The following is a 12,399-nucleotide window of genomic DNA, read 5'->3' as shown; positions in this document are numbered from 1 at the left end:
ACAAACAGTAGAGGAAATGAAACAACTAGAAATATACAAATTTTTAGAATCGGGTGAATATGCTACATGGGTGCTAAAAAAGAATACTGTAAAATAAAAAAGACAAAATTATTTTTTTGACTATACAAAAAAACCTGCAAAAATTCTTGCAGGTTTGTATAGGTAAGATGCTGAATCAAGTTCAGCATAGCATTAATATCTGTAATATTCTGGTTTAAATGGACCTTCAACAGTTACACCAATATATTTCGCTTGGTCTGTTGATAACGTTTCTAACTCAACACCAATTTTTGCCAAGTGTAACGCAGCTACTTTCTCATCTAAATGTTTTGGTAACATATATACTTTGTTTTCGTAAGCATCGGTATTGGTCCACAATTCTAATTGCGCCAAAGTTTGATTGGTAAACGAGTTACTCATTACAAAACTTGGGTGACCCGTTGCACAACCTAAGTTTACTAAACGACCTTCCGCTAAAATAATAATGTCGTTACCATTTACAGTGTATTTATCAACTTGAGGTTTGATTTCGTTTTTCGTTGCACCATAGTTTTTGTTTAACCAAGCCATATCAATTTCGTTATCGAAGTGACCAATATTACATACGATGGTTTTATCTTTCATTGCCTCGAAATGACGCCCCACAACGATATCTTTATTACCTGTTGTGGTAATTACAATATCAGCATTACCCACAACAGTATCTAGTTTTTTTACTTCAAAACCATCCATAGCGGCTTGTAACGCACAAATTGGGTCAATTTCGGTAACAGTAACAATAGAACCTGCACCACGGAATGATGCCGCAGTACCTTTTCCTACGTCACCGTAACCACAAACAACTACTCTTTTACCCGCTAACATTACATCGGTTGCACGGCGAATAGCATCAACAGCCGATTCTTTACAACCGTATTTGTTATCGAATTTTGATTTGGTAACCGAATCGTTTACATTAATTGCTGGAATGTGTAGTGTTCCGTTTTCCATTCTTTCATATAAACGGTGTACTCCTGTTGTTGTTTCTTCAGATAAACCTTTGATTCCTTTTATTAGTTCAGGATATTGGTCAAAAACCATATTGGTTAAATCGCCACCATCGTCTAAAATCATATTTAAAGGTTGACGGTCTTCGCCGAAAAATAACGTTTGCTCAATACACCAGTCAAATTCTTCGGCATTCATACCTTTCCAAGCATAAACTGGAATTCCAGCAGCAGCAATGGCAGCAGCAGCGTGATCTTGAGTTGAAAAAATATTACAAGAACTCCAAGTAACATCAGCACCTAGAGCTACTAAAGTTTCAATTAAAACAGCTGTTTGAATAGTCATGTGTAAACAGCCAGCAATTCTTGCACCTTTTAATGGTTGACTTTCTGCGTATTCAGCACGAAGCGCCATTAATCCTGGCATTTCAGCTTCTGCTAATTCAATTTCTTTTCTTCCCCAAGCGGCTAAAGAAATATCTTTAACTTTGTAAGGAACATAAGGAATGGTTTTTGTACTCATGTATTAAATTTTTACTTTTATTAAAATTTTGGATTGCAAAGGTAGGAATTTCCTTTTTAAATTCTAAATAAAATACCGTAATTTGTGAATTGTTTAAGAAGTTAACCAATTGAAAAACAATTAATAAGAATGCCTTTTTACAAATCGATTACAATAAATAATACAACAACTGCTTATTTTTGGAAAATAACCGAAGATTTTAATACGCTTTTTCGAGCCGTTCAGTTAAAAGACACTTCTTTAACTCGATTAGAAAAAATGAAATCGGAAAGTCATCAAAAAGGATTTTTAGCCGTGCGTATGTTGTTGCAACATTTAGGTTTTTCGGATTTTGATTTGGTGTATGATGAAAACGGAAAACCGCACTTAGCTATCGAAAGTCGAAAGTCAAAGGTCAAAAGTCAAGAGGCCAAAGAAATTAATGAAGACGGAAAAGATCAAAACCTTTTACCTTTTACCTGTAAACCTTTACCTGATGAAATAAACATTTCAATATCACATAGTTTTGATTTTTCGTGTATATGTATAAGTACCGACAATAAAGTTGGTATTGACATTGAAATTATAAAACCCAAAATTTTAAAAATTGCGCCTCGATTTATGGATGTATCTCATTTAGAAAATTTATATCCAGAAGAGCAAATTGAGAAGGCTACTGTAATTTGGGGTGCAAAAGAATCGATTTTCAAAATAAAAAATGAAAAAGGAATTAGTTTTCCTAAACATATTTTTGAAAATTCTTTTTCGCTTGCTGAATCTCGTTGTAATGCCGAATTGCGATTTAATAATGAAATTGAAAAATTCGATATACAATTTTATAAAGTAGAAGATTATATATTTGTAGCGGCTTTACCCAATTAACATGACATTTTACCAGGATATTTTAAGCGCTATTTCAAGCAAAAAAAAACTTTTAGGAATTGTAATCGATCCAGAAAAAATGCAATTGGAATCGATTCCTAATTTATGTAAAGCCATAAAAAAATCGCCAGCAACGCACATTTTATTTGGCGGTAGCACTTACAATGGAACAGATTTCGATAAAATTGTAAGCGAATTAAAAAGACATTTGGAGTTACCCATTTTTTTATTTCCTGGCGATTACAATCAATTGTCAAACAAGGCAGATGTACTACTGTTTTTAAGTTTATTATCAGGTAGAAACCCAGAATATTTAATTGGGCAGCAAACAAAAGCGGTTAATAAATTGAAGCAAACCACATTAGAAATTATTCCGACGGCCTATTTGTTAATAGAAAGTGGTGTGGAAACAGCTGTTGAACGAGTAAGCAATACGATTCCAATTGGTAGAGAAAATATCGAATTAGCCATTCAAACCGCAAAAGCAGGCGAATATTTAGGCATGAAAATGGTGTATTTAGAAGCGGGTAGCGGCGCTAAACATTCTGTTCCATTACAAATGATAACTAATGTAAAACAAAATCTTACAATTCCTCTTATTGTCGGCGGCGGGTTGCGAAGTAAACAAGCCATTGAAGATGCTTTTTCCGCTGGAGCCGATATGATAATTATTGGAACGGCTTTTGAAAATGATTTAAGTTTTTTTAACTAATGTTTGACTTTGTTTTTTCGCAATATAAAAACTACGAAACTCTCGATGTTATTCTAGAAATTATTGCCGTTGTTTTAGGAATTATAAGTGTAGTTTTCGCAAAAAAGAATAATATTTTAGTTTATCCGTCGGGTTTAATCAGTACACTAATTTTTGTGTATCTTTTATATAAATGGTCATTAATAGGCGATATGCTCATCAATATCTATTATTCGAGTATGAGCGCTTACGGTTGGTATTTATGGTCAAAGAAAAAAGGCAATACAGAAGAATATCCTATTTCACGCACTACAAAGCAAGAAAAAACAAAAGCCTTTTTCATTTTTTTGCTAACAATACTTTTTGTAATATTGGTGTACCATTGGTTTAATAAATGTAATCATTGGACAGCTTATATAGACACTTTTACTACAGGAATTTTCTTTGTAGCAATGTGGCTTATGGCAAAACGAAAAATAGAGAACTGGCTTTTATGGATTATTGGCGATTTTATTTCAATACCACTATATGGGTATAAAGGATTAATTTTTACTTCTTTACAGTTTTTTATATTTACAATAATTGCATTTTATGCTTATAAAGAATGGAAAACATATTTACCGAGAACGACTATAAACAAATAGAAGAATACGGAATTTCACTACATAAAATTGAAAAACAATTACATTTTTATAACAATGGAATTCCTAAAGTGGTTGTATATAAACCAGCTACCTTACAAGATGGAATTATACAAATTGCAACTACTGAGAAAGCATTTTTTTACACTATATTTAAAGAAAATAGCTCTAAATTAGAAATCGAAAAATTTGTTCCTGCATCGGGTGCGGCAAGTAGAATGTTTAAGTTTTTAAGCGAATTTTTATCGAGCTTTAAACCTAATGAAGAAACCGTAAATGCGTATATTAATAGAAGTAAAAACAAAAATTTAGAAGTTTTTTTTGTGGGTTTAAAAAACTTTCCGTTTTACACCGATTTGCTTGAAATAGCACGAAGTACTTTTTCTAATTTTGATAGCCTTACAATAGATGAAAAAAAACATATTTTCGTCCGGTTAATTATGGAGCATAATTATTTTAATTATGCCGCAAAACCCAAAGGAATTTTACCCTTTCATTTAAAAAACGGAAAACAAATTACACCAGTTGAAGAACATTTGGAAGAAACAAATTTTTACAAAACCGAAGGTAAAAAAGCTAAAATACATTTTACTATTACAAAAGAGTTTCAACCCGAATTTGAAAAATTAGTATCTATCAATAATTCAGTAGAGGCAACTTTTTCGTATCAATACCAATATACCGATACAATAGCCGTAAAACCAAACAAAAGCGTATTTCGATTACATAATAATAGCTTGTTTTTTAGACCAGGAGGTCATGGTGCATTAATTGAAAATTTAAACCAACTTCAAAGCGATATTGTTTTTATAAAAAACATAGACAATGTTTCACAAAATTACCATCAAATTAATCGTGAGTACAAACAGCTTTTAGGTGGTTTTCTCATTCACATTCAAGAACAAGTTTTTCATTATTTAACCGAATTAGACAATCTAGAAGTTAATGATGAATTATTAGAAAAAATGATAATTTTCGCCGAAACAAAACTATATAAAAAAGTTCCAGACGATTTTAATAAATATCAAAAACCGTATAAAATTGCACTTTTAAAAACTATTTTCAATCGACCTATTCGCGTTTGCGGAATGGTTAAAAACGAAGGCGAACCTGGTGGAGGTCCATTTTGGGTAAAAAATGAAAAAGGCGAAATTTCATTACAAATTGTAGAACAGTCGCAAATAGATGCAACGAATATAAAACAACAAGAAATATTTAACGCATCTACGCATTTTAACCCAGTAGATATTGTTTGTGGTGTTAAAAATTACAAAGGCGAAAAATTTAATCTACTCGATTTTGTTGATGAAAACACGGGTTTCATAACCGAAAAAACAAAAAACGGAGAACCAATTCTTGCTTTTGAACTACCGGGTTTGTGGAATGGTGCTATGGCAAACTGGAACACCATTTTTGTTGAGGTACCATTAGAAACATTTAACCCTGTAAAAACAGTAAACGATTTATTAAAGCCTTCGCATCAACCAAATAATGAATAAAGAAATTATACTTTCCGAATTGCAGTTTAAAGCCGTAAGAAGCAGTGGGGCTGGCGGTCAAAATGTGAATAAAGTTTCTTCTAAAGTTATTGTAACGTTCGATTTGCAAAATTCTAACGGCTTAAACGAAGAAGAAAAAACGTGGCTTCAAGAAAAGTTGAAAACGAAACTTACGCAAGAGCTTGTTTTACAACTTTCTTGTGATGAAGACCGAAGCCAAAAACGAAATAAAGATTTAGTTACGAATCGTTTATTTGAATTACTCGAACAGCAACTACAAAAACCAAAACCACGAAAAGCTACTAAAATTCCAAAAGAAATTAACGAAAAACGCTTGCAAGAAAAAAAGAAGTCAGCTGAAATTAAAGAAAGCAGAAAAAAACCTGATTTTTAAAAAAAATTCTGAATTCTAAATTCTAACTTTTTATATCTTTGCACCATCTCAAAGGGGTGCTATAAAAGGCTGAGATTATACCCATAGAACCTTGAACAGGTAATGCTGTTTAGGAATATTTCAAATTTCAGAATCTGAAACAAGTTCAGAATGACAAATTTGAAAAAAACATCAATTTATTTAATAACAAAGAATAATTACCCCTTTTATTCGTAAACTTTATTACGAATGAAATTTTTATTCAAAACCAAATGTATTGCAGTTAGTTGCTTGCTGGCACAGAGTTTTTATGCGCAAGAAAAAGAAAACGATTCGCTAAAAGTTACCCAACTCGAAGAATTAGTAATTAATAGCGTTCGGGCAAAAGCTAAAAATCCAATTACCTTTACTAACGTATCGCAAAAACAAATTGAAGAACGAAATCTTGGGCAAGATATTCCCGTTTTACTCAATTATTTACCTTCGGTTGTAACCACTACCGATGCCGGAAATGGCGTAGGTTATACCTATATGCGTGTTCGTGGTTCCGACGGTTCGCGTATTAATGTAACCTTAAACGGAGTTCCGTTTAACGATAGCGAAAGCCAAGGTACTTTTTTTGTAAACCTACCCGATTTTGCTTCCTCGTTACAAAGTGTACAGCTGCAACGTGGCGTAGGAACATCAACTAATGGTGCGGGTGCTTTTGGCGCTAGTTTAAATATGCAAACCAAACCGTATCAAGAAGAAGCACACGCCGAAATTGCAACCGCTATCGGAAGTTTTAATACGCAAAAACACACACTTTCCTTTGGCACAGGCTTGCACAATAATTTTGAAATAAACGGACGCCTATCAAAAATTAATTCCGATGGTTATATCGATAGAGCTTCATCTAATATGCTGGGCTACTTGTTCAATGTAAACTATGTAAAGGAGTCAACTTTAATAAATCTTATCGCTTTTGGTGGGAAAGAAAAAACGTATCAGGCTTGGAATGGCTTAGAAGATTTAGAAAAACTAAAAAACGATAGAACCTACAATTCTGCTGGTTTGTATTATGACGAAAACGGAAACGAACAATTTTATGATGATGAAACCGATAATTATTGGCAAAATCACTTTCAATTGCATTGGTCAGAAGAATGGAATAACTATTGGAAATCTAATTTGGCCTTGCATTATACCAAAGGAAAAGGCTATTTTGAACAATATAAGGAAGATGAAAATTTAACAGATTATTATTTACCTGCTTATAACGGAAATTCTGTTTCGGATTTGGTTAGAAAACGTTGGCTCAACAATGATTTTTTTGGCACAACATTTTCTATAAATTATAAAAAAGATAAAACGGATATTATTTTTGGTGGTGCTGCAAATCGTTATTTAGGGTTGCATTATGGAGAAGTAATATGGACACCATTTTATATTCCAAACACGAATCGTTATTACGATAATTTTGGTAACAAAGACGATGTTAATTTTTACGCAAAAGCATCGCAACAGTTTAATAAATTAAATGTTTTTGCCGATTTTCAATACCGAATGGTTTTTTATGAAGCCACCAGTACAAAGTTTAATGCTGTAAACGACACTTTTCGTTTTTTTAATCCAAAAATAGGATTGAATTATGAGCTAAACGCTAAAAATTCTTTTTATGGTTTTGCAGGAATTGCCAACAAAGAACCACGTCGCGATGATTATGAAAATGATGCAAACAAACCCGAACGCTTATACGATTTTGAAGCAGGTTGGAAATTAAATTCTAAAAAAATTCGCCTAACTGCAAATACTTTTTATATGCTGTATAAAAATCAACTGGTTTTAACGGGTGCATTGAACGATGTAGGTTCGCCTATTTTTACAAACTCTGGGAAAAGTTATCGCATTGGTTTAGAAATTGAATCGGCAATACAATTCTCTCAAAAAATTATACTTCAAGCTAATGTAACTTTGAGCCAGAATAAAAATATAGATTTTTATTTTCAACGCAATGGCGAGTTACAAAATTTAGGAAACACAAATAGTGCCTATTCGCCAAATTTAGTTGGTGCAACTGCATTAAATTTTTTACCAATAAAAGATTTGCAATTAACGCTTTTAGGGAAATATGTAAGCAAGCAATATATGGGAAATATCAATTCAGAAAACTCAATCTTAAACGCTTACGGAACATTAGATTTTAATGCTAATTATATATGGAATATCAATAAAGGAGTTAAATCGATTGTATTTAGTGCTTTAGTAAATAATATTCTAAATTTAGAATACGAATCTAACGGTTATTTTTATACTTATGACGACGACTGGACGAACCCAAACCAAGTTACAACTGTAGAAGGAGTAGGTTATTATCCACAAGCAGGAATTAATTTTTTAGCAGGAGTAACAATAAAGTTTTAAATTAAAAGAATAAAAGGGAAGCTAATCACTTCCTTTTTTACTATTTAAAAAAATTAATTATAAACTCGAATAGAACCTTCTCCAACCATTTCCACTCGATACTGTTTCATTGGATATTGTACATCAGGTGCTTGTCCCGAAAAAAGACTGTATTCTACTTCGTCACAAGGACAAACGGCTTTTATACCAACTAGTTCCATAATAGAACAAGCGCTTAACTCTTGGTTAGGACAACAAGCATCGAAGGCCAAAAAACCCGAGCCCGAATTGAGAATGAAAACTCTATCGCGAATGCCTACACCAGCTTCGCTGTAAACAATAGCATTTCCTGGCGATTGAAGACTAGTATATAAAGGTAAACTTAAATTAATGGTACTCGACGAAAAACGATAATTAGGTAAATACGGATTATTGTTGTTGTTAGAATCTTTTGAACAACTCACAAATAATCCCATTAAAATTAAAATAGAAACTATTTTTTTCATTTTATTTTTTTTCAAATGTAACATTTTTGTATAAAAAATAGAAGATTTAAATACCAAAAACATAGTAATATAAATTGGTTAATGTAAATTTTAATTAAAGTAATACCTTAAAAATTTAAAAATGGTGTCTAAATTTCTCTCTTTTTTGCTATAAATTATAAAAAAATAGTATCTTTGTTTAAAAGAATCCCATTTGTGTTGTGGGATTTTTTCTATTTATATAAATGATGATGTTATGAGTAATATATCGTATTACACAGCCGAAGGCTTAAAAAAATTAAAAGAAGAATTAGAACATTTAAAAGCAGTTGAACGTCCAAATGCTTCACAAGCAATTGCCGATGCTCGCGATAAAGGCGATTTATCTGAAAATGCCGAATACGACGCCGCTAAAGAAGCGCAAGGTTTGTTAGAAATGAAAATTTCTAAAATGGAAGAATTGGTTGCCAATGCTAGAATTATAGACGAATCGCAATTAGATGTGTCTAAAGTATTGGTTCTTTCTACCGTTAAAATAAAAAATCAAACTAACGGAATGGAAATGAAATATACATTAGTAGCCGAAAGCGAAGCCGATTTAAAAACCGGAAAAATATCGGTTACTTCGCCAATTGGAAAAGGTTTATTAGGTAAAAAAGTGGGCGAAATTGCCGAAGTAAACGTTCCAAACGGAGTGTTAAAATTTGAAATATTAGAAATAACAAGAGACTAATATGGCTTCTATTTTTACTAAAATTGTAAAGGGTGAAATTCCGTGTTATAAAATTGCAGAAGACGACAATTATTTAGCTTTTTTAGATGTAAATCCTAATGCAAAAGGACACACATTGTGTATTCCTAAACAGGAAATAAATAAAATTTTCGATATGGAAGAAGACCACTATTTAGGTCTAATGCAGTTTTCGAGAAAAATAGCCAAAGCATTAGAAAAAACAATAAATTGTAAACGTGTAGGTGTTGCTGTTGTAGGGCTCGAAGTGCCACATGTTCATGTGCATTTAATTCCATTACATGATATGGACGACATGCGTTTTCAACGAAAAGTTAGTTTAGCACAAGAAGAATTTGAAGCTATAGCTAAAGAAATTTCAAAAAACTTATAAAAAAACCCGTCTTATTAAAATGAGACGGGTTTGCTTTTTCACTTATTTTTTAAGTTTGCTTATAACGAATAGCAATAACCAAGCGCCTGCCACCGAAATAAGTATTTGCCATAAAAGTGATCCGCCGCCAATGCCTAGCAAACCTGCAAGCCAACCACCTACAAAACCACCTACAATACCTACTACAATGTTACCAATTAAGCCAAATCCGGCTCCTTTCCATAACTGACCAGCTAACCATCCTGAAATGGCGCCAATTAAAAGAAAATACAAAAATTCCATAATTTTATTTTTTTAGTTAATAGTTAAATGTACAAAAAATTAATTACATGCTATTTTTTCTAAATATAATTACGACATAATGCTGTATAAGGTAAATTGACTTATGAGTTCTCTATAACCAATTATACTATAAAAAATAACAATTCCACTTATTATAGTTTGTAGAGCAGTAATTAGTATAGATTTTTTGTAAAACTTTTTAATAGCAAAAAAGAGATAGAGTAGTGGAATTATACTAATATATAGTTTTGTAAAAACAGCATTCGTAATGCTTTTTGGAAAAAGCAAAAAACTTAAACAAAACAACATAAAAAAGGATAAAAAATGAATGGCAAAAATAAAATGAATACCAAACGGTTGTTTGTTTTTATAATTTAACAACCAAAAAACAAAGCTAAAAAATGGAAGTAAAGCAAAAATATACAATTTAGAATTGGTTAAAGCTTCGCTGTCAAATTGTTGTAAAACCAACACTTTAGAGGTATTTTTTGTAGTAATTATGTACTGAAGTTGTTCGTTGTTTTTTGGTAGTGAAAAATAATAATCGGAAGGTATTTTAAAAATATCTGCATTGGGTAAAAATAGAAAGAACAATACATTTACCACAATAAACAGTTGAAAAGGTTTCATAAACGGGTTGCGTAACCCAGCAACATAGTTTTCGGTTAGTTTACCAGGTTTTAATAATAAGTAGTAAAAACTTTTTATAAATTTAGAATCAAAATTTGTAAATCCATCAATAAATTGCTTAAAAATGGTTTGTAATGAAAAATCGTTTTTTTCCACTACTTTTTCGCCACAATTGTGGCAAAATTTTCCTTTTAAAGGTTCATTACACGAGATACATTTTTTTGGTTTCACGACGTTAAATTGACTTATTCCAAATTTAATAAAAATAAATCAGAAGCAAATTTATTGGTAGTGCATAATCGCAATTTTAAATTATAATCATTATTTTTGTTATAGTTGTAAACGGTTAAAAATGAAAAAAGTAGCGATTATAGTCTTTTTATTTATTGGATTTTCTGGGTTTAGTCAAAGTGTAGTTAAAAACGATTCAATAGTTTTTAAAAAACCAACTTTTCAGTTTTTAAATATACAACCGAAATTTTTATTTAATCGTTTGGATTTTTATAGTCAGTACGATTTATCGGTTTACAATTCAACTACTGGATTTAACGATAATTTTATGTTGTATAATGGAAAAGCGGAATATAAAAATTCGCTGATGATTGACCAAAACCTGATGTTTAACAGCAAAATAGATTCGTTCAACCCTAATGGAAGTACCGAAATGGGTTCGGCTTTAATTTCTGGCGGATTGAATATGTTGTTAGACTTTCTTCAAAAATAGATTGTTATTCTACCCAAAATAAATCAGAAGCAATTCCATCAGTTAAAAATTTTCCTTTTTGGGTTGTTTTTAATTTTCTATATCCATTAGAATTAATAATTTCAAGTAGTCCGTTTTCTAAAAATTTAGTACTATTTTTAAGCAAATAATCATGATAATCTGTCCCAAAATCGGTTTTTACTTTTTCTAATGAAACGCCCCAAATGGTTCGCAACCCCGTCATAATGTACTCATTATAGTTGTCGGTTTTCGATAAAATTTCGGTTTCGCAAGGCAATTTGTTTTCGTGTATCGATTTAAGGTAAAGCGAATTATTTGCAATATTCCAGCTTCTGTTTTTCCCATCATAACTGTGCGCCGAAGGACCAATGCCAATGTATTTTTTACCCAACCAATACGCCGAATTATTCTTTGAAAAATAATTGGGTTTTCCAAAATTTGACAATTCATAGTGAACAAACCCTTCTTTTTGTAATCGGTTTACGAGAATATGAAAATGTTCTTGCGCTACTTCATCATTGGGTTGTTGTACCAAACCTTTTTTAATGAATTTATCTAGTGCCGTTTTAGGTTCAACCGTTAAAGCATAGCTCGAAACATGTGGAATACCAAACGATAAAGCAGTTTCTATATTTTGCGACCAACGTTCGTTACTCATATTAGGAATACCATAAATTAAATCGACGGTAATATTATTGAAATGTTTTGTGGCAATTTCTAAGCATTTTTTTGCTTCTTCGGCATTATGTGCGCGATTCATTAATTTTAAATCGTCTTCAAAAAAAGATTGAATTCCTATTGATAATCGGTTTATAGGCGTATTGGCTAATAGACGAATTGACTCATTATTTAAATCATCTGGGTTGGCTTCTAAAGTAATTTCAGGATTTTCAACAACTTCAAAATTTTGATACACGGTATTAATTAAAAACTGAATTTCTTCAACCGAAAGAATACTTGGCGTTCCACCACCAAAATAAATTGTTTCAATTTTTTCGGAGTTAAGAAGCTCATTTTTTCGTAATTCAATTTCTTTGGCTAAAGCCAAAATCATAGCTTCTTTTTTCTTCAAAGAAGTAGAAAAATGGAAATCGCAATAATAACAGGCTTGCTTACAAAAAGGTATGTGAATATAGATGCCACTCATTTAATGTGTTAATTTAAAATGTGCCAAAATTATTTAGCTCATTTATTTAAG

At 31.5% G+C, this 12,399-nt stretch carries 14 protein-coding genes; 9 read left to right on the top strand and 5 right to left on the bottom strand.

Annotated elements, in window-relative coordinates; genetic code table 11:
• Positions 1-192: 192 nt before the first annotated feature.
• A complete protein-coding gene (gene ahcY, locus R2808_RS01475; protein ID WP_371269164.1) occupies positions 193-1,509 on the bottom strand; it encodes an adenosylhomocysteinase in 1,317 nt (438 codons plus the stop codon).
• 129 nt (positions 1,510-1,638) lie between these two features.
• On the opposite strand from ahcY, the gene R2808_RS01470 reads away from it, so the two are divergent.
• The 6 genes from R2808_RS01470 to R2808_RS01445 all read left to right on the top strand — a co-directional run bounded on the left by R2808_RS01470 (position 1,639) and on the right by R2808_RS01445 (position 7,977).
• Positions 1,639-2,370, top strand: a complete 732-nt coding sequence (locus R2808_RS01470; RefSeq protein ID WP_371269163.1) for a 4'-phosphopantetheinyl transferase superfamily protein — start codon at positions 1,639-1,641, stop codon at positions 2,368-2,370.
• A 1-nt stretch (position 2,371) separates the two neighbouring features.
• Entirely contained in the window at positions 2,372-3,082 is a 711-nt protein-coding gene (locus tag R2808_RS01465) for a geranylgeranylglyceryl/heptaprenylglyceryl phosphate synthase (RefSeq protein WP_371269162.1), read from the top strand.
• Positions 3,082-3,705, top strand: coding sequence for a nicotinamide riboside transporter PnuC (gene pnuC, locus R2808_RS01460; protein ID WP_371269161.1), 624 nt, complete (start codon positions 3,082-3,084; stop codon positions 3,703-3,705). Before R2808_RS01465 ends, pnuC begins: the two co-directional genes overlap by 1 nt.
• Positions 3,666-5,201 (top strand): DUF4301 family protein, encoded by a 1,536-nt coding sequence (locus R2808_RS01455; protein ID WP_371269160.1) that lies wholly within the window; start codon positions 3,666-3,668, stop codon positions 5,199-5,201. The genes pnuC and R2808_RS01455 overlap by 40 nt, the downstream gene beginning before the upstream one ends.
• On the top strand, positions 5,194-5,595 hold the full coding sequence (gene arfB / locus R2808_RS01450) for an alternative ribosome rescue aminoacyl-tRNA hydrolase ArfB (RefSeq protein WP_371269159.1): 402 nt from the start codon (positions 5,194-5,196) through the stop codon (positions 5,593-5,595). The genes R2808_RS01455 and arfB overlap by 8 nt, the downstream gene beginning before the upstream one ends.
• A gap of 228 nt (positions 5,596-5,823) precedes the next feature.
• Complete coding sequence (locus R2808_RS01445) at positions 5,824-7,977, top strand: TonB-dependent receptor (RefSeq protein ID WP_371269157.1); 2,154 nt, start codon at positions 5,824-5,826, stop codon at positions 7,975-7,977.
• Positions 7,978-8,030: 53 nt separating this feature from the next.
• Here the strand turns inward: R2808_RS01445 and R2808_RS01440 are convergent, their stop codons facing one another.
• The gene (locus R2808_RS01440) at positions 8,031-8,462 is read right to left on the bottom strand and encodes a hypothetical protein (protein WP_371269156.1); all 432 of its coding nucleotides are present in this window, start codon (positions 8,460-8,462) and stop codon (positions 8,031-8,033) included.
• 235 nt (positions 8,463-8,697) lie between these two features.
• Between R2808_RS01440 and greA the strand changes: the two genes are divergently transcribed.
• Together greA and R2808_RS01430 are read left to right on the top strand one after the other, a co-directional pair.
• A complete protein-coding gene (gene greA, locus R2808_RS01435; protein ID WP_371269155.1) occupies positions 8,698-9,174 on the top strand; it encodes a transcription elongation factor GreA in 477 nt (158 codons plus the stop codon).
• A gap of 1 nt (position 9,175) precedes the next feature.
• Positions 9,176-9,565 (top strand): HIT family protein, encoded by a 390-nt coding sequence (locus R2808_RS01430; protein WP_371269154.1) that lies wholly within the window; start codon positions 9,176-9,178, stop codon positions 9,563-9,565.
• A gap of 42 nt (positions 9,566-9,607) precedes the next feature.
• Here the strand turns inward: R2808_RS01430 and R2808_RS01425 are convergent, their stop codons facing one another.
• Complete coding sequence (locus R2808_RS01425) at positions 9,608-9,847, bottom strand: GlsB/YeaQ/YmgE family stress response membrane protein (RefSeq protein WP_371269153.1); 240 nt, start codon at positions 9,845-9,847, stop codon at positions 9,608-9,610.
• Between the two features lie 69 nt (positions 9,848-9,916).
• Positions 9,917-10,708, bottom strand: coding sequence for a DUF3667 domain-containing protein (locus R2808_RS01420; RefSeq protein ID WP_371269152.1), 792 nt, complete (start codon positions 10,706-10,708; stop codon positions 9,917-9,919).
• A gap of 121 nt (positions 10,709-10,829) precedes the next feature.
• Here R2808_RS01420 and R2808_RS01415 point away from each other — a divergent pair, with 121 nt between their 5' ends.
• Positions 10,830-11,201, top strand: a complete 372-nt coding sequence (locus R2808_RS01415) for a hypothetical protein (protein ID WP_371269151.1) — start codon at positions 10,830-10,832, stop codon at positions 11,199-11,201.
• Positions 11,202-11,205: 4 nt separating this feature from the next.
• On the opposite strand, the gene hemW is transcribed toward R2808_RS01415, so the two are convergent.
• On the bottom strand, positions 11,206-12,348 hold the full coding sequence (gene hemW, locus R2808_RS01410) for a radical SAM family heme chaperone HemW (protein ID WP_371269150.1): 1,143 nt from the start codon (positions 12,346-12,348) through the stop codon (positions 11,206-11,208).
• Between the last annotated feature and the right edge of the window lie 51 nt (positions 12,349-12,399).

Source organism: Flavobacterium sp. (genome assembly GCF_041392005.1).
Lineage (GTDB): Bacteria > Bacteroidota > Bacteroidia > Flavobacteriales > Flavobacteriaceae > Flavobacterium.
This window is presented reverse-complemented; position numbering and strand designations above follow the sequence as displayed.